This window comes from Gordonia aichiensis NBRC 108223 (assembly GCF_000332975.1).
Taxonomy (GTDB): Bacteria; Actinomycetota; Actinomycetes; order Mycobacteriales; family Mycobacteriaceae; genus Gordonia; species Gordonia aichiensis.
The window spans coordinates 141,844-167,148 of the sequence record NZ_BANR01000006.1 but is presented as its reverse complement, the minus strand read 5'-3'; the positions used below and the strand labels follow the sequence as shown (position 1 = coordinate 167,148).

Genomic DNA, 25,305 nt, shown 5'->3' with positions numbered 1-25,305 from the left:
GTGCTCCGCGACTCGACAGAGTCCGGTCTCGAAGACGCGTGTGAACGATCTCACCGTCGGTAACGGAATCCCGCTGACCGGCGCGCTCGTTGGTTCGTGAATGTCTTCATCCACCCGCCACTCGGGCACCACACGTAGGTTCGCCATGCTGGCGATGGCCCTCGGCGGCTTCGGGATCGGCACCACGGAGTTCGTCGCGATGGGCTTGTTGCCGAACATCGCGTCGTCGGTGCACGTGTCCGAGCCGACGGCCGGCTATGTGGTGTCGGCGTACGCGCTCGGTGTGGTGGTCGGTGCGCCGCTCATTGCCGCACTGACCGCACGGATGTCCCGCCGCACGCTGCTGATCGGATTGATGGTCGCGTTCACTGTCGGCAACGCGGCCACGGTGTTGGCCCCGAACTTCGGGACGCTCATCGTCGCGCGATTCGTGGCGGGACTTCCACATGGCGCCTACTTCGGGGTCGCGGCCCTTGTCGCGGCGCATCTGGCCGGGCCACGACAACGTGCGAAGGCGGTGGGCCTCGTGCTCCTCGGACTGTCGGTCGCGAACGTGCTCGGTGTTCCGATGGCCACCTGGCTCGGCGAAAGTCTGGGCTGGAGAGCGGCTTTCGTGGTCGTGGTGATCATCGGCGTCATCACCATCGGCGCGCTGTTCCTCACGCTGCCCGCACTCGACGACATGACCGTCACCAATCCGATGACCGAACTCGGCGCACTCACACGCGTCCAGGTGTGGTTGACGTTGGCCATCGGCGTCGTCGGCTTCGGCGGCATGTTCGCGTTCTACACCTACCTCAACACCGCATTGACCAGCATGTCGGGCATCTCGGTCGGCTGGGTCCCGGTGGTGCTCATGGTCTTCGGGGTCGGCATGGTGGTGGGCAATCTCGTCGGTGGTGCGGCGGCGGACTCGAGCGTGCCGCGGGCGATCCTCGTCGGTCTCGTCGCGACCGCCATTGTGCTCGGGTTGTTCGCAGCGCTGGTCACCTCGCCGTGGGCCGCCGTGCCGCTGACGTTTCTCGTCGGGGTCGGTGCGACAGCGATGGTGCCCGCACTGCAGACGCGGCTCATGGACGTGGCCGACGATGCTCAGACACTTGCGGCGGCGCTGAACCATTCCGCTCTTAACATCGCGAACGCACTGGGCGCGTGGCTGGGCGGCGTCGTGATCGCGGCTGGGTTGGGCTACCGCGCGCCGTCGGTAGTCGGGGCTGGACTCGCGCTCGCCGGCATCGTCGCCCTGGGGCTCGCGTTGGCTGTTGCCCGACGCCAGACGACACCGACCCCGACACCTGTGGGCGTCGGGGTCGGGTCGGAGTGAGGAGAGCTGCCTCAGCCGACGTCGGGAGGCGTGGCGATGGCTTTCGACAGGTAGAGCGGTTCGCCGAGCTTGTCGAGTAGTTCGAGTTGCGTCTCGAGGTAGTCGATGTGGTGCTCCTCGTCCTTGAGGATCTCCTCGAACAGCTTGGCCGTCGTGATGTCCTGCTTCTCGCGGCACAAGACGATGCCGGGCTTGAGGCGCTCGACGACCTCGAGCTCGATCGCCAGGTCGGACTCGAACTGCTCCCGCAACGTCTGGCCGATGCGCAGCGGCAGCAGCTTCTGGTAGTTGGGTAGGCCCTCGAGGAAGAGGATGCGATCGGTGAGGATCTCCGCGTGGGTCATCTCCTCGATCGATTCGGCCCTCGTCTTCGAGGCGAGTTCGGTCAGGCCCCAGTTCGCCTGCATCTTGGAGTGCAGGAAGTACTGGTTGATGGCGGTGAGTTCACTGGTCAATTGCTCGTTGAGTAGAGCGATGACCTCATCGTCTCCACGCATGGCATACCTCCGGTTCGGACTGATTGTGACAGTGAACCTAGCACGCCAAAGGGCCCCGTGGACACTATCCCCACGGGGCGTTTCTGCAGGTCAGGCTAGGCTGCGCTAGTAGTGGCAACCCTTCCTGCGCATCGCGAACTGACGATCTGGGTAAGGCGTTCGATGCACGTTCCGCAGCCCTCGCCTGCGCCGCAGCGCTCGCTGACGGCGTCGGGAGTATCGGCCCCGGCGTCGCAGTGTTCGTGGACCTCGTCCACGGTGACGGCCCGACAAATACACACGAACATCTCGCACCTCGCATTCTGTTAGGCAAGGGTTACATAAAAGCAGGGGAACCGCAAGGGTTGCCTTACCTTCTGGATTCATTCAGGACTACGACGGCCGAGTGTGGGCGGGCGGTGTCGCGGGGTGTGGGCGGGCGGTGTCGCGGGGTGTGGGCGGGCGGTGTCGCGGGGTGTGGGCGGGCGGTGTCGCGGGGTGTGGGCGGGCGGTGTCACAGGGTCGCCGTACGCTGGTGCACCGTGCCAACTGCGATCACCACAGTGAATGTGAACGGCGTCCGCGCGGCCACCAAGGTGCGTTCGGAGAACAACCGGGGGTTCGTCCCCTGGCTGCGGTCGGCGGGGGCCGACATCGTGCTTCTCCAGGAGATCCGCGCCAGCGAGGAGCAGGCCAAGGAGGCCCTCGAACCGCTGCTCGACGACGGGTGGCATCTGTCGATGTCCGAGTCAGTCGTCAAGGGTCACGCAGGTGTCGGCGTGTTGAGCAGGATGGAACCGACCGCAGTGCGTGTCGGCTTCGGTAGCGACGAATTCGACTCCACTGGAAGGTATCTCGAAGCCGACCTGGAGACCGGGGTCGGGGCCGTCACGGTTGCGAGCCTCTATCTACCCAAGGGGGCCGCGGCTCCGACAGAATCGTCGTCGGAGAAGGACGCGCAGAAGTACGCCGAGAAGAAGCGCTTCCTCGACGGTTTCGGTGCCCACCTCGGTTCGCTGGCTCGCAAGAGACGACCCGTGGTGGTCGGTGGCGACTGGAACATCGCGCACGCCGAGCACGACATCAAGAACTGGAAGGGCAACCCGCGCAGTCCTGGATTCCTCCCGCATGAGCGGGAGTGGGTCGGCGGATTGCTCGAATCGGGATGGGTGGACGTGATGCGGGAGTTGCACCCTGACGTCGACGGGCCTTACTCGTGGTGGTCGTGGCGTGGCAAGGCCTTCGACAACGACGCCGGCTGGCGGATCGACTATCACCTCGCCAACAAGGCGATGGCCACGCGGGTGACCAAGGCCTTCGTCGACCGCGCCGACGCCTACGACCGACGGTGGTCCGACCACGCGCCGGTCACCATCATCGTCGACTGACGCCTGAAGAAAATCGGGTGCGTCCGTCTGAGAGACTGGACACCATGAGCGACGTCGAGAAGTCACCCACGTCGGGTACGCGGCGGCGGGTGTTGTCGGGCATCCAACCCACCAGCGATTCCTTCCACCTCGGCAATTACCTTGGCGCGGTGCGTCAGTGGGTGAATCTGCAGGACGAGTTCGACGCCTTCTACTTCATTCCGGACATGCACGCGTTGACCGTGCAGTTCGACCCGTCGGTGCTCGCCGGGCGCACCCGGATGTCGGTGGCACAGTTGTTGGCCGTCGGCGTCGATCCCGCACGGTCGACCGTCTACGTGCAGTCGCACGTCCCTGAGATCGCGCAGCTGACCTGGGTTCTCAACTGCATCACCGGATTCGGCGAGGCGAGCAGGATGACGCAGTTCAAGGACAAGGCCGCCAAGCAGGGCGTCGAGTCGTCGAGTGTCGGGTTGTTCACCTACCCGATCCTGATGGCAGCCGACATCCTCGCGTTCCAGGTCGACCAGGTTCCTGTCGGCGAGGACCAGCGACAGCACCTCGAGCTGACGCGCGATCTCGCCCAGCGGTTCAACAAGCGCTTCGGCAAGGCGTTCACCGTGCCGCAGGCCTACATCGTCAAGGAGTTCGCGAAGATCTACGACCTGCAGAACCCGACGGCGAAGATGAGCAAGTCGGCGGAGACCGACAAGGGACTGATCAATCTGCTCGACGACCCGAAGCGGTCGGCCAAGAAGATCCGGTCGGCTGTGACCGACACGGGCAGCGAGGTGGCCTTCGACCCCGAGAACAAACCCGGCGTCTCGAATCTGCTCACCATTCAGTCGGCGTTGTCGGGCGTCGGGATCGCTGATCTCGTCGCCAAGTACGAGGGTAAGGGGTACGGCGACCTCAAGGTCGAGACCGCCGACGTCCTCAGCGACTTCGTCACGCCACTTCGTGGACGAGTCGACGAGTACCTCGCCGACCCCGGCTACCTCGACGGCATCCTCGCCGATGGTGCGGCTCGGGCACGTTCGGTGGCGTCGACGACGCTGCGCGACGTCTACGACAAGGTCGGGTTCCTCGCGCCGCGCGTGTCAGAAACCAAATCCTGACCAGTCGCCGCCCTTTCCGGTAGACACGGAGATCAGGCATCCACATCGACCGAGCGGAGACGAGGGCCCCATGGCTTCGGTGATCGATTCGGGCAAGGCGCTTGTCGCCCGCGGCAAGGACGAGTTCGAGTCGGCCAGGCAGCGGTGGGGCTGGCTCGACCACATCCTGCGGACTCTCGAGCGGTACAACGACCGTCGCGGCAACCTCTACGCAGCGAGTATCACCTTCACCGGCATCCTCTCGATCGTGCCGATCATCATGGTGGCCTTCTCGGTCGGCGGCTTCGTGCTTGCCGCGCATCCGGACTGGCTCGACAGCATCAAGGACGAGATCGTGAAGTCGATGCCCGGCGAGCTCGGTACGACGGTCGAAAGCGCTATCGACTCGGCCATCCAGTCGCGCGCGACCGTCGGCATCATCGGTCTCGTCGGCGCCGCGTTGACCGGTATCGGGTGGATTTCCGGGGTGCGTATCGGGATGACCGAGATGTTCGGCGGACGTATCGAACGCAGCGCGGTGAAGTCCAAACTCAGCGATCTGGTGATCTTCGTGCTGCTCGGCATCGCGTTCCTGATCACGCTCGGGCTCACAACGCTGGGCAACAGCGGCCTCATCAACAAGATCCTCGAGTGGACACACGTCGACGGTTTCACCGGCTCCACGGTGGTCGTCCGGGTCCTGGCAATTGCCGTGTCACTTGGTGCGACGTGGCTACTCTTCGTCTTCGTGTTCGCTCGACTTCCGATGAACCGGCTGCCTTTTCGCAACGTCGTGAAAGCCGCACTGTTGACCGCCGTCATCTTCGAGATCCTCAAATCGGTGGCCGGGATCTACCTGAAGTCGGTACTGAGCAGTCCGGCAGGCGCCGCGTTCGGTCCCTTGCTCGGCATCATGGTGTTCGGATACCTCGCCTCGCGAATCGTTCTCTACGCCACGGCATGGTGTGCCACCGACTCCGTGAACGAGGCATTCCAGGTGGTCGATCCTACCGAACAGCCCGAGCCTCCCACGGTCGTGGTGCATCCGGTATACGAGGTCAATCCGGTTCCCAAGCCGGGCGTGCTCGGAGCAGCGGCGGCGGTCGGTGCCGCCGTGGCGCTGATGGCCCGGCACAAGGACCGCGACTGAGCGCCACGACAGCGGCGCTGTGGGTGGTCGATCGTCAGATCACCGTCGTCGGAAGAGTCGCAAAGCCACCAACAACAAGAGAAGCGCCACCAGCAGTCCGACCAGCCCGACGAGGATGCGGACCGACCAGGGCGACGCCGAGTCCTGTTGTGTCGCACGATGCTGCGCCGAGGTCTCAGCGGTGGTGACGTCGGAGCCCGCGTTGGGCTCGATTCGCGTGCCGCCGCCTGTCGAGGCTGGGTCGTCGGGGGACGCGAGCTCGCCCACCTTCACGTCGCGTGGAGCGCGTGCGCCGTACGTGACGAGTGAGCGCGCCTGATCCCAGTAATTGTCGTCGGCGGTCGACAGACCGTACATCTGCACGATGAGCACGGTTCTACCGTCACGCTTGACCGCGCCGACGAATGTCTTCTGCGCGTCATCGGTATAGCCGGTCTTGCCGCCCAGTGCGCCCGGATCACCATCGAGGAGAAGTTGATTCGACGTCTGCATCAGGTACCCGGGGTGGTCGACGTCGCCCGGGACGTCGGCTCGCTTCGGATACCCGGGAAAGGGATGCCTCGGCATCGCGATGATCTCGCGAAAAGTCGAGTTCTGCATCGCGGCACGGAAGATCAGCGCCAGATCGTATGGTGACGTCGACATTCCGGCCGCGTCGAGACCGGATGGTGTCGTCGCGCGGGTGTCGTCGGCGTTGAGGCTGTGGGCGAGGTCGTTCATCTTGTGCAGCGTGGTCTCGACGCCGCCGAGCTCGCGGGCGATGACATGCGCGCAATCGTTTCCGGAGACCATGAGCAGCCCGATCATCATGTCGCGCATGGTGTATCGACCGCCCGGCCCCATGCCGCATGCGTCTCCCTCTACGCTCCAGTCCTCCGGTGTGGCGGTCACCGGCTTGTCGAGCGGGAGCCCCGCACGCAGCGCGGTCAGCGCCAGCAGAACTTTGATGGTCGACGCCGGCCGATAGCGGCCGTGCGGATCCTTGGCCGCTATCACCGCACCGCTGTCGAGATCGGCGACGAGCCACGCGGCAGAGGTCAGCCGACCGGGGACGGGACCGGCTGAAGGGTCGGCAACGACACCGCAGGCGCCGAGCTTCTCCCCACCGACCGGCGGGGAATGCACCGGCAGTGGCGTGGGAGTTGTCGAACCCGGTGCGACGACCTCCGATTCGTCGACCGGGGCAGGCGGCGTGGCCCGCTGCGGGCAGTGATCGGTGTTCGGTGTCGTCATCGCAGGCGGTGCCACCGGAGCGGCATTCAGCGGAGCGTCGGATATCCCCGCGACGACGCCGACCGTGACGAGCGACGCGAGAATGCCGCGTGCCGCGAGTCGGCGGAGAGGGCGGCGAGCGGGCGCTGCGAAGGAGTGCATCGCTGAGCAGGTTACCGGCAGCGACATGCTGCCGGTAACCTGCATTCGAATGATCCCGCGGCGTCGGGGCCTGCGGTCAGAGCAGTGCGTACGCCTCGGTCAGCACTCCACGCAGAATCTGTTCGATCTCGTCGAACTCGGCCTGCCCACAGATCAGCGGCGGCGCGAGCTGGATGACGGGGTCGCCGCGGTCGTCGGCGCGACAGTAGAGACCGGCGTCGAACAGTGCGGTCGACAGGAATCCGCGCAGGATGCGTTCGGACTCGGCCTCGGTGAAGGTCTCCTTGGTGGTTTTGTCCTTGACCAACTCGATGCCGTAGAAGAACCCTTCGCCGCGCACATCGCCGACGATCGGGAGGTCGTAGAGCTTCTCCAGTGTCGAGCGGAATGCAGGTGCGGTGGACTTCACGTGGTCGTTGAGACCCTCGCGTTCGAAGATGTCGAGATTGGCCAACGCCACGGCCGACGACACGGGGTGTCCACCGAAGGTGTAGCCGTGCGCAAACGTCGTCGTGTTGTCGTTGAATGGCTCGAAGAGCCTCTCGCTGGCGATCATCGCGCCGATGGGGGAGTAGCCGGACGTCATTCCCTTGGCGCACGTGATGATGTCGGGTGTGTAGCCGAAGTCCTGGCAGGCGAACATCGAACCGATCCGGCCGAAGGCGCAGATCACCTCGTCGGACACCAGCAGCACGTCGTACTCATCGCAGATCTCGCGCACGCGTTCGAAGTAGCCGGGGGGCGGAGGGAAGCAGCCGCCCGCGTTCTGGACGGGCTCGAGGAAGACTGCGGCTACGGTATCGGGACCCTCGAACTCAATGGCCTCGGCGATGCGGTCGGCAGCCCAGCGGCCGAACTTCTTCGGGTCCGCTGCCAGCTCCTCGTCGGGGGCGCGATAGATGTTGGTGTTCGGTGCGCGGAACCCGCCGGGGGTCAGCGGTTCGAACATCTTCTTGAGGTCGGGGATTCCGGTGATCGCCAGGGCTCCCTGCGGGGTGCCGTGGTAGGCGATCGAACGCGATATCACCTTGTGCTTCATCGGCTTTCCGGTGAGCTTGAAGTACTGCTTGGCCAGCTTCCACGCGCTTTCGACGGCCTCGCCGCCGCCACTGGTGAAGAAGACGCGGTTGAGATCGCCGGGGGCATTCGCCGCGAGCCGTTCGGCGAGTTCGATCGCCGGAGGAGTCGCATAGGACCACAGCGGGAAGAACGCCAGCTCCTTGGCCTGCTTGGCCGCTGCCTCGGCGAGTTCGTCGCGGCCGTGACCGACCTGGACCACGAACAGTCCCGCGAGGCCGTCGAGGTAACTGCGGCCGCGGTCGTCGAAGATTCGCGCGCCCTCGCCCCGGGTGATCACCGGTGGCGTGATCTCGTCGCCATGGCGGGAGAAGTGCCCCCACAGGTGCGCCGCGCTGCGCTGCCCGAGGGATTCTGTTGTGGATGCGGTCATCGTGTACCCCAATTGTATTGCTGTTTCACTAGTTTCAGATAAACGAGGGTCTCGGTCGAGTTCACCTCGGGATGCGTTCGAACCCTGCGATTGATGATGTCGAGGAGGTGATCGTCGTCCTCGCAGACCACCTCGATCATGATGTCGTAGGTCCCCGCGGTCAGCACCACGTAATCGATCTCGGGATGTTCGGCCAACTGACGTGCGAGCCGCTCCGTGTCGCCGGTGCATCGGATTCCGACCATCGCCTGACGCGAGAAGCCGAGCTTCAGGGGATCGGTCACCGCGACGATCTGCAGGAGGCCGCTCTCGCTGAGCTTCTGCACCCGATTGCGGACGGCTGCCTCCGACAGGCCAACGGATTTGCCGATCGCTGCATAGGAACTCCGGCCGTCAGCCTGGAGCTCTTCGATGATCTTCTTCGCGATGGCGTCGAGGTGTGTAGACATAGGTTCGGCCACACCTCGATGGTGGCGGATTCAGCAGATATTGGCAACCGAAACCACGGTTTCGGTACCAATTTGGCCCTTCAAGTCGTGAATCCGTTGTTCACGCAGTATCGTCAGTGGTCGTGTCAACCATCACGACAGTTCCCAGCGGTTGGGTCGACGGTGCACCGTACAGCGGATCGGGCAGCGACCACACTGTGATCGATCCCGCCACCGGCGCGACGGTGGCGCACCTCGCGCTCGCCTCCGCTTCCGACGTTACCTCCGCGGTCGCACATGCCGCGCGCGCACAACACGACTGGGGTGGGGCCACCCCCGCCGAGAGGTCTGGTGTGCTGCACACCTTTGCGCGCCTGCTCGACGCCAATGCCACGTTGCTGGCGAGCGAGGAGGTGTCGCATACCGGCAAGGCGATTCGGCTCGCCACCGAGTTCGACGTTCCCGGCAGCATCGACAACGTCGACTTCTTCGCCGGTGTCGCCCGCAATCTCGACGGTAAGGCGAGTGCGGAGTACTCGGGCGACCACACGTCGTCGATCCGACGCGAACCCGTCGGCGTCGTCGGCTCCATCACCCCGTGGAACTACCCGTTGCAGATGGCGGTGTGGAAAGTGCTGCCCGCGTTGGCCGCCGGCTGCTCGGTGGTGCTCAAACCCGCCGAGATAACCCCGCTCACGACGCTCACGCTGGCACGCCTGGCCACCGAGGCGGGCGTGCCCGACGGCGTCTTCAACGTCGTGGTCGGCACCGGAGCGGAGGTGGGAGCGGCGATCGCCGGGCACCCCGACATCGACATCGTGACCTTCACCGGTTCCACCCAGGTTGGTCGCATGGTGATGTCGCAGGCCGCGACGAACGGTACGCGCGTACAACTCGAGCTGGGGGGCAAGGCCCCGTTCGTCGTGTTCGACGACGCCGATCTCGATGCCGCGATCCAGGGCGTCGTGGCCGGAGCCCTCATCAACGCCGGTCAGGATTGCACGGCAGCCACACGCGCGATCGTCGCGCCGTCGCTCTACGACGACTTCGTGTCGGGCGTCGCCGACGTCATGGCGTCGGTGCGGGTCGGCGATCCCCGCGATCCCGAGACCGACATGGGCTCACTGATCTCCCTCGCGCACCGCGACAAGGTCGCGGGCATGGTGGAGCGCGCTCGCTCCGCCGGAGCGCGTGTGGTGACCGGCGGCGTGCTACCCGACGGTCCGGGTAGCTTCTATCCGCCCACACTCATCGCCGACGTTGCCGAGGACTCCGAGATCTACCGCGACGAGGTTTTCGGTCCGGTGCTGACGGTCTCGAGCTTCACCGACGACGCCGACGCGCTGCGTCGCGCCAACGACACCGTCTACGGGCTCGCGGCGTCGGCCTGGACGCGTGATGTCTATCGTGCGCAGCGGGCAAGCCGTGAGATCAGGGCTGGTTGCGTGTGGATCAACGACCACATCCCGATCATCAGCGAGATGCCCCACGGTGGTGTCGGGGCGTCGGGTTTCGGCAAGGACATGTCGACCTACTCGCTCGACGAATACCTGACCGTCAAGCACGTGATGAGCGACATCACCGGCGTCGCCCGAAAGCCTTGGCACCGAACGGTGTTCACCGACACCGGAGAGGCGCGGTCATGAGTGGAGCATGGGCCACCGAGCCCACGGCGCGCGGCGCAGCAGTGGTCTCCTCGGCTGCGGCGTCGTCGTACTGGCTCGATCGGGAGGAGCGGCCCGCACCGCGTCCGCGTGTCCTCGGTGAGGTGACCACCGATCTCGTCGTCGTCGGCGGTGGTTTCACCGGTCTGTGGACCGCAGTGCAAGCGGCAGAGCGTAATCCGGGCCGTCGTATCGTGCTCGTCGAACGCGACCGCATCGCCGAGCACGCGAGCGGACGCAACGGTGGGTTCTGCTCGGCGAGTCTCACCCACGGGCTGGGAAACGGTATGGAGCGTTTTGCCGACGAGTTGCCCATGCTGTTGCGACTCGGCCACGAGACGCTCGACGAGATCGAAGCAGCGATCCGCAGACACGGTATCTCCGCAGACGCCGAGCGAACCGGCGAACTCGACTTCGCGAACTTCGATTGGCAGGCAGCAGAATTGGCGGACTACGCCGACTCTGCGAGGGAATTGGGGGAAGACCTGCCCCTACTGACGCAGGCGCAGGCACGTGAGCGCGTCGACTCGCCGATGGTGGTGGGCGCGGTATTCGATCCCGATGTGATCATGCTCGACCCGGCCCGGTTGGCCTGGGGCCTCGCCGACGCTGCAGAGCGTCTGGGCGTGCAGATCTTCGAGCAGTCGGAGGTCACCGGCATCAGCAGTGAGGGCGATGCGCTGCGTCTGACAACAGGACTCGGTGAGATCGTCGCTGACCGTGCCGTGCTCGCGACGTCGGCGAGTCCTTCGTTGGTCCGTCGGTTGCGGTTCTACACGGTGCCCGTCTGGGACTACGCGATCATGACCGAGCCGCTGTCAGCCGAACAGCTCGACTCGATCGGCTGGACAGGCCGGGAGGGGCTGGCCGATGCCGGACCACGGTTCCACTATTTCCGGCTGACCGCCGACAACCGGATCCTGTTCGGCGGGTGGGATGCGTTGTATCACTACGGCTCCGACGATTCGCCGCGCCACCAACAGGAGCCGCGCGAGTTCGCATTGCTCGGTGAGCATCTGCTGCAGATGTTTCCGCAACTCGAGGGCATCCGCGCCAGTCATGCGTGGGGTGGGGTGATTGACACCTGCTCGCGGTTCTGCGCGTTCTGGGACCGCTCGTACGGCGGGCGCGTCGTCACCGCGGTGGGGTTCACCGGACTGGGCGTCGGGGCGTCACATTTCGCCGCGGCGACGGCGCTCGACCTCGTGGATGGTGCCGACACCGAACGGACACGCCTGAACATGGTGCGCTCCAAGCCGATCCCGTTTCCGCCGGAACCCTTGCGCGCGTTCGGCATAAACATGACCCGACGCGAGCTGGCGCGAAGTGAGCGTCGTCAGGGTAAGCGCGGCGTGTGGCTGACGGTGATGGACAAGATCGGTCTCGGCTTCGACAGTTGATCGATGCGCGTGGCTGACCGTCGATCGGTCAGCCGATCTGGTAGGTGCCCGTCGCGCGTGCGACGAGCGTGCGGTCGCGCCTTCTCGACTTCTACCCGCGCAGGGGATTTCGCCGTGAGTTCGTGGTTGCCGTGCGGGCGGAGGTACGGGTACGTCCGCGGTCGGCGCTGATGAGCTCGACCCAGCGCGTCATCGCGGCGGCGGCCATCGCCCCGGTGTCGGACTCGATCCCGGCGAGGCCTGCGGAGGCTTCCTCTGGCCCCTGCGGCCCCAGTGCGCCGACGATCTCGTCCCTGTAGTCGGGGTCGGCCATCCACTCGGCGAAGCCTCGCCTGTCGACCTCGAGGTGGAACTGGATTCCGTAGCTCCTGCCGAGCCGGAACGCCTGATGGTGATAGGCGGTGGAGGATGCGAGCAGCGTCGATCCCTCAGGTAGATCGAAGGTGTCGTAGTGCCATTGCATGACGTCGAAGGGGTTGTCGCTCGAACCTTTCCATACGGAATCGGCGAGACCCGGTTCGGTCCACTCGACGCTGCAGATCCCGATCTCGGGGGTGGGTCCCGTCGTGACGGCGGCACCCGCCGCTGCAGCGAGCAGTTGTGATCCCAGGCAGACCCCGAACACCGGGACACCGGCCGCCAGTGCGTGCCGCAGGAACGTGATCTCGGCATCGATCCACGGGTGACGTGTTCCGTCGTTCGCGCCCATGGGGCCGCCCATGGCCACTATTCCGTCGAAGGCGGCAGGGTCGGCGGGGAGAGGATCGCGCCATGCGCGGACCGTGTGCAGATCGGCGCGTGGCGGCAGACCGTCGGCGTAGGTTCCGAGAGACTCGATCTCGGCATGCCGCAGTTCGAGAAGCCGGATCGGTACGGCAGACCGCGTGGTCATGCCGTCGTGCCTCGAGGCACGACGATGACCGGCGCCGTCGTCCACTTCAGGATGCGAGCCGCCGTTGGACCGAGGAAGACGCGATTGTCGCTACCGAGATGGCCTGAGCCGACCGAGATGATGTCGTTGTCGTCCCACGGCAGGTTGTCGAGGGCTTCGTCGAGCGTGTTGCCGTCGGCGACGAGCACGTCGATATCGAGCTCGGCGTCGACGTGATCGCGGGTTTCCTCGAGGAGTTGGCGGGCGACGTTCACCTGGTGCTTGCGCACTGCGAGGCTCTCGTCGTCGGCGTCGGGAATCTCGAGGGACACCAGAGAAAGCAGGCGAAGGTCGATTGATGCGAGCTCGGCGAATCCGATCGAGAAGGGGAGGGGGTCGGAGTCGGAGTGCTTCGTCGGCACTGCCACGGTGAGCATGTCGATGACGACGTTCCTGCGACGCGCGTACCCCCGCGGCGCGAGTCCGACCGGCATGGGGGAAGAGTGCAGCAGTTCGGTGCTCACGGTGCCGAGTGTGTGTCGCGAGAACAGACCGTCGCCGGTTCCGCCGACGATGATCATCGACGCGCCGGACTGCTCGGCGACGTCGATCAGTCCCTCGGTGAACGACTCGTTCACGGTGACGACGGTCCGGACCTCGATGCCGTCGGGAACGTGCGATGCGCCTTGGGAGAGCCACTCGGCCGCCTGGTTCTCCAAGCGCTCCATGTACTGCTCGAGTCCGGGCTGGCCGTCGTAGGGAATCGGCTGGACGACGCAGATCAGGTCGAGCGCGGCTCCGGTCTTGGCGGCGATGGCCGATGCGAGTGCGACGCCGTCGTTACCCGACGGCGTCGCCAGGTAGCCGACGGCGAGACGATTCGGGTTCTCAGTAGACATCTGGGACCTTTACTTCGGTATTGGCGTCGAGTGTCTTACCCCTGAAGAAGTCGCTGTCGCCAGCGCAGCAGGCGAGCATCAACGGGACGCCGAGGACGAGCATTCCGACGCCGAGGATGAACACGCCACCGATCCCGCCCACCGACGTCGAACCGTAGTCGGGATTGATCATGTCGATGGCGCTCTTGACGAACGCCCACGTCATGGCGATGCCGCCGAGCAGTGGGAAGAGTCCTCGCATGAAGAAGTTGCGTGCGGAGTCGAACAGTGTCCTGCGGAAGTACCAGACACACGAGAATGCGGTGATGCCGTAGTAGAAGGCAACCGCGAGGCCGAGCGACGAGATCGAGTCGGCGAGTGTGTTCTGGCTCGCGAACGACAACACGAGGTAGAAGACCAGCGCTGAAGCACCCATGACCGCGGTACCGAAGGCCGGTGTCATGTATCGCGGGTGGATGTAGCCGAAACGCTGGGGCAGCGCCTTGTAGACGGCCATCGACAGGGTGCCCCGAGCGGTGGGCAGAATGGTCGACTGCGTCGACGACAGCGCCGAGATACAGACGACGAGCAACAGTGCCGACGCCATCACGGCGCCCGCGACCGGTTGGCCGAGGATGGTCAGCACGTCGTCGGCGTTGTCGGGGTTGTTGAGACCGATACCTGTGGTGCCGAAACCTGCGAACGACTCCACCGCGTAGGCGACGAGCACGTAGGTGGCGACGAGTATCAAGCAGCAGATCACCGCGGCACGTCCCGGTGTCTTCTCCGGGTCTTTGGTCTCCTCGCCGACGGCGAGGCACGCGTCCCATCCCCAGTAGATGAAGATGCAGAGGATCACCGCCGCCGCGATCGATGACTGACTCAGACCGGTGGGTGACAGCCAGCTCCACTCGGGGCTCACGGCCTGTGGGCCCGCGTGATCTGTTGCCACCTTCACGAGTGCTATGACGCTGGCGAGGATCAGGATGCCGAACTGGATGAACATGAGCACGGATTGGATGCGCTCGCTGATGACGATCCCACGGATGCTGACCCACGTCATCACGATGATGAAGAAGCAGCCGAGGGTGACCTTGGCCCAGAGGCTGTCGGCCAGCGAATCGAGGTGCAGGAAGCGCAGGAGGTAGACCGCCGCGATCTCGGCGACGTTGGCGAGCACGATGATCGCCGACACCGCCAGGCCCCAGCCTCCGATCCAGCCGATCCACGGACCGAACGCCTTCGTCCCCCACGTGAACGTGGTACCGCAGTCCGGTGTGTCGCGTGCGAGTTCCCGATAGGCGAACGCCACCAGCAGCATCGGGATGAACGCGATCACGAACATGGCGGGCGCTTTGGTGTGCACGGCCACCACGACGTAGCCGAGAGTCGCGGCGAGGCTGTAGGCGGGTGCGACGGCGGACAAGCCGATGATCACGTTTCCCAGCAGACCGATCGATCCGGCGCGCAGTCCTTTGTCGCCCGACTGGATCTCGGCGTGAATCTTCTCTGCCATGCCGTCGATCACCCCCTACCTCACGCTGTGGTGGATCAAGACTATGGTTACCGCAGAGTCTGCGCGCGGCGACGGACGAAATCATTGGTCGCGAGCCCCGATTTCTTCGAAATGCGCGGCAAATGACCGATTCGGTGTGCTGAAAACAGTTAGGTTCGCTCAGTTCTCACACCGGTGCTGGCGACGGTTGCGATGTGCGCCCGCGGGCGGTTGCGGGAAGTGGGGGAAGGGGTTTTTCCGCGGGATTTTTGCTCTTCCCCGTGACGATTTTCGGGGAGGGCGCAGGAGCCCGGGGAAAGGTGGCCGGGCGGAGTCGCACGTGGCGCAGCGCACCGCGAGAACTGCTCCGTGACGTCCTCCGTCCTCCGCCCCGGTATCGGCACGGACTCAGCTGGCGCGACGCGGCAGCGGGCGGTCGCACGCGGCAAGGGCATGAGCGCCGCGGGCCGTCGTGTCACGAACTCTGACCTTTCCGACCCAGATCTCGCAACGCGCGAAGCGGCCTGTCGAGCCGAACGCGACGTCGACGTTCTGTGAGCGGGACCGGCTGACGATGGTCAAGGTTGCCGACCACAGTCCGGTCGCGTCGTCGTGGTGGCTGAGCCGGACGTCGGATTGTCTGCGGAGTCGGTTGTCGGCGTCGAACCACACGATCTGTTCGTTCCATTCGCGGTCGGAGCTCACCACGATGGTCACCGTGTCGCCGGTGCCCGGGTACCGGGTCGACGCGGCAGCCGGTGCGGCAACGGTGACAAGCGCTCCGACGGCGAAGAGTGCTCCGACGGCGAGGATCAGCAGGGTGGTGAGGGTTGATCGGGTGGGCATGGCTGGCTCCGTTCGGGGTCGCGTCGGGTCCACGGGTGTGGCCTCGAGAACTTGGACGCGCACGAACGCCGATCGGTTTCATCGGATGTGAGAAAGACGGCGAACCCACCATCTCGTGGAGAGAATGGTGGGTTCGCCGGGGCTGCAGAGAGGGTCTGCGTCGGTGATGCCGGGGATCAGCGCGAGAACATGAGCGCGCGCTTGACCTCCTGGATCGCCTGGGTCACCTGGATGCCGCGTGGGCATGCGTCGGTGCAGTTGAAGGTCGTGCGGCAGCGCCACACGCCGTCGGAGTCGTTGAGGATGTCCATGCGCTCGACGGCGCCCTCGTCGCGGCTGTCGAAGATGAAGCGGTGGGCGTTGACGATCGCAGCCGGGCCGAAGTAGCTGCCCTCATTCCAGAACACCGGGCAGCTCGTGGTGCAGCATGCACACAGGATGCACTTGGTGGTGTCGTCGAATCGGGCGCGGTCCTTCTGGCTCTGGATGCGCTCGCGGGTCGGCTCGTTACCCGTGGTGATGAGGAACGGCTTGATCGCGCGGTAGGCGTCGAAGAAGGGCTCCATGTTGACCACGAGATCCTTCTCCACCGGCAGGCCCTTGATGGGCTCGATGGTGATGGTGATCTCCTTGGACTTGTCCTTGGGTAGGAAGTCCTTCATCAGCATCTTGCAGGCCAGACGGTTCACGCCGTTGACGCGCATGGCATCGGAACCGCAGACGCCGTGAGCGCAGCTGCGCCGGAAGGTCAGGGTTCCGTCGAGGTAGCCCTTCACGTACAGCAGCAGGTTGAGCAGACGATCGGTCGGCAGCGCCGGCACGCGGAAACTCTCCCAGCCCTGGGCGTCGGGCTCCTCCGGGTTGAAACGCATGATCTTCAGCGTGACCATGGTCGCTTCGTCGGGAACTTCTGGCAACGGCGGCTCGTCGGTGTGCGGCGCCTCAATGGTGGCGGTCATCAGTACTTACGCTCCATCGGCTCGTAACGGGTCTGGATGACAGGCTTCCAGTCGAGCTCGATGTCGGAAAGGAGCTTGTCACCCTTCTTGTAGGCGATCGTGTGGCGCATGAAGTTCACGTCATCGCGATTCGGGTAGTCCTCGCGGGCGTGACCGCCGCGCGATTCCTTGCGATTGAGCGCGCCGACGACGGTCACCTCGGCGAGCTCGAGCAGGAAGCCCAACTCGATGGCCTCGAGCAGATCGGAGTTGAAGCGCTTGCCCTTGTCGTGCACGCGGATGTGGTCGTAACGCTCCTTGAGTGCATGGATGTCGGTCAACGCCTGCTTGAGCGTCTCCTCAGTGCGGAACACCGACGCGTTGTCGTCCATCGTCTGCTGCAGTGCGGTGCGGATGTCGGCGACGCGCTCGTGACCGTGCTCGGAGAGGATCGTCTCGAGCCACCCGGTGACCATGTCGGTCGGGTTCTCCGGCAGGTCGGTGAAGTCGTGGCTGTTGGCGTAGTCGGCGGCGGCGATGCCCGAGCGACGACCGAAGACGTTGATGTCGAGCAGTGAGTTGGTGCCGAGACGGTTGGCCCCGTGGACCGACACGCACGCGCATTCGCCTGCGGCGTAGAGGCCATGCACCACGTCGTCGTTGTTGTTGCTGCGTAGAACCTGACCCTCGATGTTGGTCGGGATGCCGCCCATCAGGTAGTGGCAGGTCGGGTAGACCGGCACCCACTCCTTGACGGGGTCGACGCCGAGGTAGGTGCGGGCGAACTCGGTGATGTCGGGGAGCTTCTCGTTGAGCACGTCCTCGCCGAGGTGGGTCACGTCGATGTAGACGTAGTCCTTGTTCGGTCCGGCGCCGCGTCCCTCGAGCACCTCGAGCACCATCGACCGCGCGACGATGTCTCGTGGGGCGAGGTCTTTGATGGTGGGGGCGTAGCGCTCCATGAAGCGTTCGCCATCGGCGTTGCGCAGGATGCCGCCCTCGCCGCGCACCGCCTCGGAGATGAGGATGCCGAGGCCTGCGAGACCTGTCGGGTGGAACTGGTGGAACTCCATGTCCTCGACGGGCAGACCCTTGCGGAACACGATGCCGACGCCGTCGCCGGTCAGGGTGTGTGCATTCGACGTCGTCTTGTACATGCGGCCAGAACCGCCGGTGGCGAAGATGATCGACTTCGCGTGGAAGACGTGTAGTTCGCCGGTCGCGAGCTCGTAGGCGACGATTCCGGTGGCCACCGGTTCGCCCTTCTCGTTCTCGCTCAGGCACAGGTCGAGCGCGTAGAACTCGTTGAAGAACTCGACGTCGTGCTTGACGCAGTTCTGGTACAGGGTCTGCAGGATCATGTGGCCGGTGCGGTCGGCCGCGTAGCAGGCGCGACGCACGGGCGACTTACCGTGATCACGCGTGTGACCACCGAAACGTCGTTGGTCGATCTTGCCCTCGGGCGTGCGGTTGAACGGCAGGCCCATCTTCTCCAGGTCGAGAACGGCGTCGATGGCCTCCTTGGCCATGATCTCCACCGCGTCCTGGTCGGCGAGGTAGTCGCCACCCTTGACCGTGTCAAACGTGTGCCACTCCCAGTTGTCCTCCTCGACGTTGGCGAGGGCCGCGCACATGCCGCCCTGCGCCGCGCCGGTGTGGCTGCGCGTGGGATAGAGCTTTGTCAACACTGCGGTGCGGGCGCGGGGCGCTGCTTCGATCGCTGCGCGCATACCGGCGCCGCCTGCACCGACGATGATGACGTCGTAACGGTGTTCCTGCATCTTCAGTGGTCTCCTTAGTTGGCGCTGTTCACGTCGAAGGTGAGCAGCGCGTAGGTACCCAGCACCAGCACGAGGATCATCGAGACCCCGAGCAGCACGTTGAGCCAGAAGCGCGTCGAGTCCTTGCGTGAGTAGTCGGCGATCACCGTGCGCACGCCGTTGCCGCCGTGCAACTGGGCCAGCCACAGCATGGTGAGGTCCCAGATCTGCCAGAAGGGCTCACGCCAGCGAGCGGCAACGAACGAGGCGTCGATGCGGTGCACGCCGTTGTCCCAGGCCAGCATGATGAACATGTGGCCGATGGTCAGGATGATCAGTGCGAGACCCGAGAAGCGCATGAACAGCCATGCCCATTTCTCGAAGTTTCCACCTCTTGGCTTGCGCGGTGATCGCGGATTGTCGAGGCTGGCGGGGCGGTCGTACTGGGTGCCCAACGTCCTGGCGACGTTCTGCGACGTAGGAGATGTGGTCATTGTCGTATCTCCTTAGAACGAGTACTCGATGAGGATCTGCAGGAGCCGGACGGCCGCAGCGGCGAAAACCACCACGAAGAGTCCGAGGATCACCCACAGCATCTGACGCTGGTACTTGGGGCCCTTCGACCAGAAGTCGATCAGGATGATGCGCAGGCCGTTGAGCGCGTGATAGAGCACGCACGCCACGAGCGCGATCTCCATGAGACCGATGATCGGTGTCTTGTAGGTGTTGATGATCTCCGAGTACTTGTTCGGATCGATACGGATGACCGCCGTATCGAGCACATGCACGAACAAGAAGAAGAAGATCGTGACGCCGGTGATGCGGTGCAGCACCCAGGACCACATGCCTGGATCGCCGCGGTACAGCGAACGTTTGCGCACCGGCTCCGGTGCGACCTCGGTCTCGGAACTCATCGGGGAATTGGCCTCCAACATCGTCGATGGACGCGGTGGCACCGGCTGGGTGTCACCTTGGACCCATGCAAGAGACTCTAAACCTATGCTGAGTGAGTCGTTAAATTGCCCGAACCGATCTGCGGGACAACGCATTACGAATTAGGTTTGCCTTACCAAGCCCGTGTGGGTATTCCGCATCACACAGAGTCCCATCCCGACGGTCTGCGAGGAGAGTGCATTGACCCACGCCATCGAGTGGAAACTGTTGCGGGACAGTGCAGCTGACATGATCCCGCGCGCTTATGCCCCGTATTCTGCGTTCCCGGTCGGCGCATCGGGACTCACAGATGACGGCCGGATCGTGGTCGGTTGCAATGTGGAGAATGTCTCATATGGGCTCGGTATCTGCGCCGAGGTCGGCCTCGTCGCGGCGATGGTTGCCTCGGGTGGCGGTCGGCTCCGCGCAGTCAGTGTGTGCGATGCCACCGGGTCCGTGCTGATGCCGTGCGGGCGGTGTCGCCAGGTCCTCTACGAGCACGGCGGCGGCGAGTTGCTCGTCGATCACCGGTCAGGTCCGACGACGCTTGCGGCTCTGCTTCCCGATGCCTTCGGCCCCGACGATCTCGACGCCGTCCGGTGAGCGCAGGTATACACGCAACGTCTGTCATCGCCACCAAACGTGACGGCGCGCCACTGACGACGGAGCAGATCGAGTGGGTCATCGACGCATACACGCGCGGCGACGTCGTTCCCGAGCAGATGTCGGCGTTGCTGATGGCTATCGTGTTGCGCGGAATGGAGCGGCGCGAGATCGACGACTGGACTCGGGCGATGATCGCCAGCGGAACGCGGATGAACTTCTCTGGGCTGCGGCGCGGGGGAGAGGTGCTTGCGACCGTCGACAAGCATTCGACCGGCGGGGTCGGCGACAAGATCACCCTGCCGTTGGCGCCGGTGGTCGCCTCGTTCGGAGTCGCGGTCCCGCAGTTGTCGGGCCGCGGCCTCGGACACACCGGCGGCACACTCGACAAGCTCGAGTCGATTCCGGGTTGGCGGGCCGACCTGTCGACCAGGCAGATCCGCGACCAACTCGAACGCGTCGGCGCCGTCATCTGCGCCGCGGGGGCCGACCTCGCGCCCGCCGACCGCAAGCTCTATGCGCTCCGCGATGTGACCGGCACGGTGGAATCGGTCCCGCTGATCGCGAGCTCGATCATGAGCAAGAAGATCGCCGAGGGCACCGACGCCCTCGTTCTTGACGTGAAGGTCGGCTCCGGCGCGTTCCTGCCCGACGAGGCCCTCGCGCGGCAACTCGCCGAGACCATGGTGTCACTCGGCGTCGACGCGGGTGTACGGACGACGGCGCTGCTCACCGACATGGACAATCCGCTCGGTCGCACCGCGGGCAACGCGCTCGAGGTGGCGGAATCGCTCGAAGTTCTGGCCGGCGGCGGTCCGGCCGACGTCGTCGAACTGACGCTTGCACTCGCCCGCGAGATGCTCGACGCCGCCGGTCTTCCGGACGCCGACCCGGCCACAGCACTGGCCGACGGGAGTGCGATGGATCGGTGGCGGGCGATGATCGTCGCACAGGGCGGCGATCCGGACGTCCCGCTGCCCCGTGCGGCGCACACAGACGAGGTGGCCGCACCGGAGTCGGGTTTCGTGCACCGGATCGACGCGCGCGCCGTCGGCGATGCCGCATGGCTACTCGGCGCGGGGCGCTCCCGGCCGGGCGAGCCCGTGCAGGCGGAGGCCGGAGTGGTGCTGCACGCCAAGCCGGGGGACCGGGTATGTGCCGGCTCGCCGCTGTACACGCTCTGCACGCAGACGCCGGAACGATTCGACGCCGCGCGGGCAGCACTGGAAGGGGCGACCGTGATCGCGCCTGATCCACCACCCGATACCCGGCCCATCGTGCTCGATCGCGTTAGGTTCGAGTGATGACGCCAGCGACGGACAGTGAAGCGACAAGAGACGGGGAAGCGACGAGAGACGGGGAAGCGACGAGAGACGGGATCGAGGCCGACCGGCGAGTGGTCACCGACCCGGGCCTGCCCGGAGCGGGCGGCCAGCCGCTCGATCTGAGTACCCTCGCGCTCGCGCCGAAGGTCTTGCTCCATGATCACCTCGACGGTGGGCTGCGGCCGTCGACCGTACTCGACCTCGCTCGCGAGGTCGGCTATGACGACCTCCCCGCAGACAATGCCGAGGGCCTTGCCCGGTGGTTCCGTGAGGCGGCCGACAGCGGCTCGCTCGAGCGCTACCTGGAGACGTTCGCGCACACCGTCGCGGTGATGCAGACGGCTCCGGCGCTCGAACGGGTGGCCCGCGAGTGCGTCGAGGATCTCGCCGCCGACGGAGTCGTGTACGCCGAGATCCGTTACGCACCCGAACAGCACCTCGAGCGCGGACTCACACTCGACGAGGTCGTCGAGGCGGTGCTGCGTGGCTTCGCCGAGGGCGAGGCGGTCGCGGCTGCGGGTGGACGCCCGATCACCGTGCGTTGTCTCGTGACGGCAATGCGTCACGCTGCACGTGCACGTGAGATCGCCGAGCTCGCCGTGCGTTACCGCGACGAGGGAGTTGTCGGGTTCGACATCGCGGGCGCGGAGGCAGGCAACCCGCCAACCCGGCATCTCGACGCATTCGAGTACATGCGTGCCAACAGTGCGCCCTTCACCATCCACGCGGGTGAGGCGTTCGGGTTGCCGTCCATCCACGAGGCGATCGCGTTCTGCGGCACCGATCGACTCGGCCACGGGGTACGGGTCATCGACGATATCGCTTTGCCGGACGGCGTCGACCTCGCAGCGTCGTCGTTCGCGGGCGCAGAACTCGGAGAGATCGCGAACGTGGTGCGCGACAAGAGAATCCCGCTTGAACTGTGTCCGAGTTCCAACGTTCAGACCGGTGCGGTCGCGTCGATGGCCGACCACCCGTTCAACGCGCTGGCGCGCCTCCGGTTCCGGGTCACGGTCAACACCGACAACCGGCTGATGAGCGACACGACGATGAGCAAGGAGTTCTATCGACTTGCGCAGCAGTTCGGCTACGGCTGGGCCGATTTCGAGCGCTTCACGGTCAACGCGATGAAGTCGGCATTCATCCACTTCGACGAGCGGCTCGCCTTCATCGACGAGGTGATCAAACCGGGGTACGCGGTCCTCATCGGATGATCGGCGCGAGCGGTAGGTCCCGCGCCGTACCGTAGGTCAGCGCTTGATCTCCAGACGATCCTCGAAGTCGTGCTCGAGCGCGCGCCAGGCCTCCGCCTCGTTGTCGAACGGGGCGCTCGGGGCCATCCGCTTCGGGTCGGGGTTGATCGCGTAATCGACGAACCACCCGAGCGGCGTGGTGCTGGCCAGCGCCTCCGACACAGCGTTGTCGTCGGCGTAATCGGCTGCGTCGGAGAACAATTCGACCGCCAGGTCGAGTTGGTTGCGGTCGATGCGACGAGGCCCGTCGAGGATGTCCTCGGCCAGACCTGGCAGCACGTATACGTTGTCATCGATGACGTCGAACTCGAGAGCGCCGTCGGTGGCCTCGGTACGGACGTCGGTGAAGGTCGAGACGTCGGTGAGGTCGTGGTCGTTGTTCTCGGCCAGGAACTTCGACAGCGTCCGCGGTGAGGTGAAGACGAAGATCCTCCCCCTCGCGCCGAGGAAAACCGGGTCGTCGCCGAGATAACAGCGCAGCGAGAGGTACTCGCCGGTGCCGGTGACGATCTTGATCGGGTCGATCCCCACACCCGCCCAGAAATCGTCGTCGTCGATCTCATCGTCGTCCTCGTCCTCTTCCGAGGAGTCGGCGATCACGGCCGGGGCGACAGTCGGTTCGACATCGGAGTCGGATTCGTCGAGCAGGTCGATGTCGTCGTCGGGTTCGTCCTCGTCCTCCGCTGATGCCGCGGCCTCGAGCTCATCGGCGGCGGTGGTGACCGCCGCGGCGTCGACGTCGGGAGTCGTGATCACGTCGTCAACGGAGTCGAGTACGTCGTCCCAGTGCTTGGCGATGAGGCGTCCGATACGGACCCACAGGTCGATGCCGTCGCGGCCCTCGAAATTCCGGGTGCCCGTGGTGACGGCACCGAGAATCGGGTTGCCATTGAAGAACTTCGTGACGGTGATCAGTTCGCAGACCTCGCCGAGGATGCGCACGATCTCCAGTGCGTCCTCGAGTTCTGCGATCACCTCCGGCGTCGGATCCTCTGCGGCGAGCTCGGGTACACCGACGAGGTCGTAGGTGTGCCGGTCGTCGGGGATCAACTCGTCTGCCGAGAGTTGTTTGACGGTGTCCCACGCCGGATGTTCGACAAGGTCGTTGTCGGAGTCGGTGCGAACGAAGCCGACGAGCTCGGCGACGCCGGGGAAGACGTACAGGTCCTCGTCGAGCCCGAGGAACGCCTCCCACTCGTCGTCGCCCTCACGCCAGCGGGGTGCCCACAGGGTGAAGCCGTTTCCGTTGGTGAGTCCGAGTTCGATGGGAACGATGTCTCCGGCCATGAGGCAACAGCGTAGCGATGATCACTGTGAACTCGATACCTGGCCCGTCCGCGAGAATCAGTTCGGCCGGAAGAAGCCCTGGAATCCCTGGCCCGCGTTGGTGGTCCGCAGCGGCGAGACGCTGACCGGGTCGCCCGCCTCGACGAGCTGGTCGTTGCCGATGTACATCGCGACATGTCCGTCCCAGACGGCGAGGTCGCCGGGCATCAACTGTGATTGTGTGACGGGAACACCTGCGGTGTCCTGCTCCTGCGCGAGCCGGGGGAGCTCAACTCCTGCCTGCCGGTAGGCCCACTGGGTGAACCCGCTGCAATCGAAGCCGTCCGGAGTGGTGCCGCCCCAGACATAGGGCACTCCCTGCTGGCTGAGCGCCGCGCGGACGGCGGTGGCCGCGCGTTCGTTCGGTGCGTAGGCGACGGAGCCATCCGGGAGCGTGACCGCCACACCTGTGCCCGCCGGTGTCGTCGTCGTGTCATGCGCCGTCTGGCGTCCGTCGAGTTGTTCTGGGGCCTCGTGACGACCGAGCTCGGCCATTGCCCGGGTGTCGTCGGCGAGATCGGCCTGCGTCCGGGTCACGATCGACAGTCCTCTCTGCACATGATCGACGGCGACCGGGACGATCGCCAGCAGGCCGGCGGGTGTCGACAGCGCCGGCCCCAGTGCTGTGGCTGCGCGTTCGAACGAATCGACCAGCTCGCGCAATTGCCGTGCGGCGAGTTCGACCCGAGCGGCTGCGTTCTCCACGAGTACGGCGATCTGCCGCCCGTCGTCGTCGATGGCGGTCGAGACACGCGACGAGCGGTCATCGGCCTCTACCGCGGCCGTCGAACCCGCGCCGTGCCACTCGGTCTGCACGACCGACGTCGCCGCCGTCGTGGCCCGACGGGCCTCGGCGAGATCGGGTTGGGCTGTTCGGATCGCGGCCGCGGGATTGTCGGCCGGAAGCACCCCGGTGCCGAGCGCGGAGATGAGTATGCGTAGGGGAGCGATGAGAATGTCGACGGTGATCATGGCAGCCGCAGCCCCATGTCAGAGGCGCATGCGGTGTCGGCATCGGAGTAGGCGTCGGCTGCGGTCGACGTGTGCGTACCGATCCGGCCGTGGGTGACCGCCTGGGCTTCGAGTCGGTTGGCTCGGGCCTGCATGGTCGTCGACAGTGCCGCGAGGAAGTCGGCGCCGATCACCCCGAAGGTGGGTGTCAGTGCGGTGAGGGCGACACGAGAGGTTGCCGCGTGTGCGGCGACGCGGTCTTCCGCGGCGCGCTGCGTTTCGGCGTAGACATCGAGCGCGTCGGTCTCCAGTCGGGTGTGGGATGCGGCGGTGTCGCGCGGTGTGAGGTCGGTCATGCGAATTCAGACGGTGGCGCACGGCGATCGGTTCCATCCG

The 25,305-nt window shown here is 65.5% G+C and carries 25 protein-coding genes; 9 read left to right on the top strand and 16 right to left on the bottom strand.

From position 1 onward, the window contains the following. Positions 1 to 100: 100 nt before the first annotated feature. On the top strand, positions 101 to 1,324 hold the full coding sequence (locus GOACH_RS09840; RefSeq protein WP_052003963.1) for an MFS transporter: 1,224 nt from the start codon (positions 101 to 103) through the stop codon (positions 1,322 to 1,324). Between the two features lie 11 nt (positions 1,325 to 1,335). Here GOACH_RS09840 and bfr read toward each other — a convergent pair whose 3' ends face one another. Together bfr and GOACH_RS23315 are read right to left on the bottom strand one after the other, a co-directional pair. Then, a complete protein-coding gene (bfr, locus tag GOACH_RS09835) occupies positions 1,336 to 1,821 on the bottom strand; it encodes a bacterioferritin (protein WP_005174057.1) in 486 nt (161 codons plus the stop codon). A gap of 95 nt (positions 1,822 to 1,916) precedes the next feature. Then, a complete protein-coding gene (locus GOACH_RS23315) occupies positions 1,917 to 2,108 on the bottom strand; it encodes a (2Fe-2S)-binding protein (protein ID WP_083835901.1) in 192 nt (63 codons plus the stop codon). Positions 2,109 to 2,342: 234 nt separating this feature from the next. Between GOACH_RS23315 and GOACH_RS09830 the strand changes: the two genes are divergently transcribed. The 3 genes from GOACH_RS09830 (at position 2,343) to GOACH_RS09820 (ending at position 5,414) form a co-directional block, all read left to right on the top strand. After that, a complete protein-coding gene (locus GOACH_RS09830) occupies positions 2,343 to 3,188 on the top strand; it encodes an exodeoxyribonuclease III (protein ID WP_040518218.1) in 846 nt (281 codons plus the stop codon). Positions 3,189 to 3,232: 44 nt separating this feature from the next. Continuing rightward, positions 3,233 to 4,285: a tryptophan--tRNA ligase gene (gene trpS / locus GOACH_RS09825; protein ID WP_040518306.1), complete on the top strand. Its 1,053-nt coding sequence runs from the start codon at positions 3,233 to 3,235 to the stop codon at positions 4,283 to 4,285. A gap of 70 nt (positions 4,286 to 4,355) precedes the next feature. After that, positions 4,356 to 5,414, top strand: a complete 1,059-nt coding sequence (locus tag GOACH_RS09820) for a YhjD/YihY/BrkB family envelope integrity protein (protein ID WP_005174052.1) — start codon at positions 4,356 to 4,358, stop codon at positions 5,412 to 5,414. Positions 5,415 to 5,453: 39 nt separating this feature from the next. Here GOACH_RS09820 and GOACH_RS09815 read toward each other — a convergent pair whose 3' ends face one another. The 3 genes from GOACH_RS09815 to GOACH_RS09805 form a co-directional block, all read right to left on the bottom strand. Continuing rightward, the gene (locus tag GOACH_RS09815; RefSeq protein WP_005174051.1) at positions 5,454 to 6,788 is read right to left on the bottom strand and encodes a D-alanyl-D-alanine carboxypeptidase family protein; all 1,335 of its coding nucleotides are present in this window, start codon (positions 6,786 to 6,788) and stop codon (positions 5,454 to 5,456) included. A 76-nt stretch (positions 6,789 to 6,864) separates the two neighbouring features. Then, entirely contained in the window at positions 6,865 to 8,238 is a 1,374-nt protein-coding gene (locus GOACH_RS09810) for an aspartate aminotransferase family protein (protein WP_005174050.1), read from the bottom strand. Continuing rightward, positions 8,235 to 8,687, bottom strand: coding sequence for an Lrp/AsnC family transcriptional regulator (locus tag GOACH_RS09805; RefSeq protein WP_005174049.1), 453 nt, complete (start codon positions 8,685 to 8,687; stop codon positions 8,235 to 8,237). Before GOACH_RS09805 ends, GOACH_RS09810 begins: the two co-directional genes overlap by 4 nt. Before the next feature lie 116 nt (positions 8,688 to 8,803). On the opposite strand from GOACH_RS09805, the gene GOACH_RS09800 reads away from it, so the two are divergent. Continuing rightward, entirely contained in the window at positions 8,804 to 10,312 is a 1,509-nt protein-coding gene (locus GOACH_RS09800; RefSeq protein ID WP_005174048.1) for a gamma-aminobutyraldehyde dehydrogenase, read from the top strand. Beyond that, complete coding sequence (locus tag GOACH_RS09795; RefSeq protein ID WP_005174046.1) at positions 10,309 to 11,730, top strand: NAD(P)/FAD-dependent oxidoreductase; 1,422 nt, start codon at positions 10,309 to 10,311, stop codon at positions 11,728 to 11,730. The genes GOACH_RS09800 and GOACH_RS09795 overlap by 4 nt, the downstream gene beginning before the upstream one ends. Positions 11,731 to 11,821: 91 nt before the next feature. On the opposite strand, the gene GOACH_RS09790 is transcribed toward GOACH_RS09795, so the two are convergent. The 8 genes from GOACH_RS09790 to sdhC all read right to left on the bottom strand — a co-directional run bounded on the left by GOACH_RS09790 (position 11,822) and on the right by sdhC (position 19,432). Then, a complete protein-coding gene (locus GOACH_RS09790) occupies positions 11,822 to 12,622 on the bottom strand; it encodes a type 1 glutamine amidotransferase (RefSeq protein ID WP_005174044.1) in 801 nt (266 codons plus the stop codon). Then, entirely contained in the window at positions 12,619 to 13,500 is an 882-nt protein-coding gene (locus GOACH_RS09785; RefSeq protein ID WP_005174043.1) for a universal stress protein, read from the bottom strand. The genes GOACH_RS09790 and GOACH_RS09785 overlap by 4 nt, the downstream gene beginning before the upstream one ends. Continuing rightward, the gene (locus GOACH_RS09780) at positions 13,490 to 14,995 is read right to left on the bottom strand and encodes an APC family permease (RefSeq protein ID WP_040518297.1); all 1,506 of its coding nucleotides are present in this window, start codon (positions 14,993 to 14,995) and stop codon (positions 13,490 to 13,492) included. The genes GOACH_RS09785 and GOACH_RS09780 overlap by 11 nt, the downstream gene beginning before the upstream one ends. A gap of 387 nt (positions 14,996 to 15,382) precedes the next feature. Beyond that, positions 15,383 to 15,820 carry a hypothetical protein gene (locus GOACH_RS09775; RefSeq protein ID WP_005174041.1) on the bottom strand — a complete coding sequence of 146 codons (438 nt, stop codon included), beginning with the start codon at positions 15,818 to 15,820 and terminating at the stop codon, positions 15,383 to 15,385. Between the two features lie 176 nt (positions 15,821 to 15,996). Continuing rightward, positions 15,997 to 16,779, bottom strand: a complete 783-nt coding sequence (locus tag GOACH_RS09770) for a succinate dehydrogenase iron-sulfur subunit (RefSeq protein ID WP_005174040.1) — start codon at positions 16,777 to 16,779, stop codon at positions 15,997 to 15,999. Continuing rightward, the gene (gene sdhA / locus GOACH_RS09765; protein WP_005174038.1) at positions 16,779 to 18,539 is read right to left on the bottom strand and encodes a succinate dehydrogenase flavoprotein subunit; all 1,761 of its coding nucleotides are present in this window, start codon (positions 18,537 to 18,539) and stop codon (positions 16,779 to 16,781) included. The genes GOACH_RS09770 and sdhA overlap by 1 nt, the downstream gene beginning before the upstream one ends. A 14-nt stretch (positions 18,540 to 18,553) precedes the next feature. Next, the gene (locus tag GOACH_RS09760; protein ID WP_005174037.1) at positions 18,554 to 19,012 is read right to left on the bottom strand and encodes a succinate dehydrogenase hydrophobic membrane anchor subunit; all 459 of its coding nucleotides are present in this window, start codon (positions 19,010 to 19,012) and stop codon (positions 18,554 to 18,556) included. Between the two features lie 12 nt (positions 19,013 to 19,024). After that, positions 19,025 to 19,432: a succinate dehydrogenase, cytochrome b556 subunit gene (gene sdhC / locus GOACH_RS09755; RefSeq protein ID WP_005174036.1), complete on the bottom strand. Its 408-nt coding sequence runs from the start codon at positions 19,430 to 19,432 to the stop codon at positions 19,025 to 19,027. 220 nt (positions 19,433 to 19,652) lie between these two features. Between sdhC and GOACH_RS09750 the strand changes: the two genes are divergently transcribed. The 3 genes from GOACH_RS09750 to GOACH_RS09740 are packed head-to-tail and all read left to right on the top strand — an operon-like array spanning position 19,653 to position 22,593. Then, positions 19,653 to 20,054: a cytidine deaminase gene (locus GOACH_RS09750; protein ID WP_040518293.1), complete on the top strand. Its 402-nt coding sequence runs from the start codon at positions 19,653 to 19,655 to the stop codon at positions 20,052 to 20,054. Beyond that, the gene (locus GOACH_RS09745; protein WP_005174034.1) at positions 20,051 to 21,358 is read left to right on the top strand and encodes a thymidine phosphorylase; all 1,308 of its coding nucleotides are present in this window, start codon (positions 20,051 to 20,053) and stop codon (positions 21,356 to 21,358) included. The genes GOACH_RS09750 and GOACH_RS09745 overlap by 4 nt, the downstream gene beginning before the upstream one ends. Continuing rightward, a complete protein-coding gene (locus tag GOACH_RS09740; RefSeq protein WP_245551861.1) occupies positions 21,358 to 22,593 on the top strand; it encodes an adenosine deaminase in 1,236 nt (411 codons plus the stop codon). The genes GOACH_RS09745 and GOACH_RS09740 overlap by 1 nt, the downstream gene beginning before the upstream one ends. Positions 22,594 to 22,629: 36 nt before the next feature. On the opposite strand, the gene GOACH_RS09735 is transcribed toward GOACH_RS09740, so the two are convergent. The 3 genes from GOACH_RS09735 to GOACH_RS09725 are packed head-to-tail and all read right to left on the bottom strand — an operon-like array spanning position 22,630 to position 25,265. Then, a complete protein-coding gene (locus tag GOACH_RS09735) occupies positions 22,630 to 23,919 on the bottom strand; it encodes a SatS C-terminal domain-containing protein (RefSeq protein ID WP_005174030.1) in 1,290 nt (429 codons plus the stop codon). 57 nt (positions 23,920 to 23,976) lie between these two features. Continuing rightward, a complete protein-coding gene (locus GOACH_RS09730; RefSeq protein ID WP_005174029.1) occupies positions 23,977 to 24,930 on the bottom strand; it encodes a C40 family peptidase in 954 nt (317 codons plus the stop codon). Continuing rightward, a complete protein-coding gene (locus GOACH_RS09725; RefSeq protein WP_005174028.1) occupies positions 24,927 to 25,265 on the bottom strand; it encodes a type VII secretion target in 339 nt (112 codons plus the stop codon). The genes GOACH_RS09730 and GOACH_RS09725 overlap by 4 nt, the downstream gene beginning before the upstream one ends. Between the last annotated feature and the right edge of the window lie 40 nt (positions 25,266 to 25,305).

What these genes read in the sequence shown, in the direction of transcription:
- GOACH_RS09775 (WP_005174041.1), bottom strand. Translation starts at nt 15,820, where the DNA reads ATGCCCACCCGATCAACCCTCACCACCCTGCTGATCCTCGCCGTCGGA.
- GOACH_RS09815 (WP_005174051.1), bottom strand. Translation starts at nt 6,788, where the DNA reads ATGCACTCCTTCGCAGCGCCCGCTCGCCGCCCTCTCCGCCGACTCGCG.
- GOACH_RS09770 (WP_005174040.1), bottom strand. Translation starts at nt 16,779, where the DNA reads ATGACCGCCACCATTGAGGCGCCGCACACCGACGAGCCGCCGTTGCCA.
- GOACH_RS09780 (WP_040518297.1), bottom strand. Translation starts at nt 14,995, where the DNA reads ATGGCAGAGAAGATTCACGCCGAGATCCAGTCGGGCGACAAAGGACTG.
- GOACH_RS09725 (WP_005174028.1), bottom strand. Translation starts at nt 25,265, where the DNA reads ATGACCGACCTCACACCGCGCGACACCGCCGCATCCCACACCCGACTG.
- GOACH_RS23315 (WP_083835901.1), bottom strand. Translation starts at nt 2,108, where the DNA reads ATGTTCGTGTGTATTTGTCGGGCCGTCACCGTGGACGAGGTCCACGAA.
- GOACH_RS09840 (WP_052003963.1), top strand. Translation starts at nt 101, where the DNA reads ATGTCTTCATCCACCCGCCACTCGGGCACCACACGTAGGTTCGCCATG.
- trpS (WP_040518306.1), top strand. Translation starts at nt 3,233, where the DNA reads ATGAGCGACGTCGAGAAGTCACCCACGTCGGGTACGCGGCGGCGGGTG.
- bfr (WP_005174057.1), bottom strand. Translation starts at nt 1,821, where the DNA reads ATGCGTGGAGACGATGAGGTCATCGCTCTACTCAACGAGCAATTGACC.
- GOACH_RS09785 (WP_005174043.1), bottom strand. Translation starts at nt 13,500, where the DNA reads ATGTCTACTGAGAACCCGAATCGTCTCGCCGTCGGCTACCTGGCGACG.
- GOACH_RS09760 (WP_005174037.1), bottom strand. Translation starts at nt 19,012, where the DNA reads ATGACCACATCTCCTACGTCGCAGAACGTCGCCAGGACGTTGGGCACC.
- sdhC (WP_005174036.1), bottom strand. Translation starts at nt 19,432, where the DNA reads ATGAGTTCCGAGACCGAGGTCGCACCGGAGCCGGTGCGCAAACGTTCG.
- GOACH_RS09795 (WP_005174046.1), top strand. Translation starts at nt 10,309, where the DNA reads ATGAGTGGAGCATGGGCCACCGAGCCCACGGCGCGCGGCGCAGCAGTG.
- GOACH_RS09735 (WP_005174030.1), bottom strand. Translation starts at nt 23,919, where the DNA reads ATGGCCGGAGACATCGTTCCCATCGAACTCGGACTCACCAACGGAAAC.
- GOACH_RS09730 (WP_005174029.1), bottom strand. Translation starts at nt 24,930, where the DNA reads ATGATCACCGTCGACATTCTCATCGCTCCCCTACGCATACTCATCTCC.
- GOACH_RS09820 (WP_005174052.1), top strand. Translation starts at nt 4,356, where the DNA reads ATGGCTTCGGTGATCGATTCGGGCAAGGCGCTTGTCGCCCGCGGCAAG.
- GOACH_RS09805 (WP_005174049.1), bottom strand. Translation starts at nt 8,687, where the DNA reads ATGTCTACACACCTCGACGCCATCGCGAAGAAGATCATCGAAGAGCTC.
- GOACH_RS09740 (WP_245551861.1), top strand. Translation starts at nt 21,358, where the DNA reads ATGACGCCAGCGACGGACAGTGAAGCGACAAGAGACGGGGAAGCGACG.
- GOACH_RS09790 (WP_005174044.1), bottom strand. Translation starts at nt 12,622, where the DNA reads ATGACCACGCGGTCTGCCGTACCGATCCGGCTTCTCGAACTGCGGCAT.
- sdhA (WP_005174038.1), bottom strand. Translation starts at nt 18,539, where the DNA reads ATGCAGGAACACCGTTACGACGTCATCATCGTCGGTGCAGGCGGCGCC.
- GOACH_RS09810 (WP_005174050.1), bottom strand. Translation starts at nt 8,238, where the DNA reads ATGACCGCATCCACAACAGAATCCCTCGGGCAGCGCAGCGCGGCGCAC.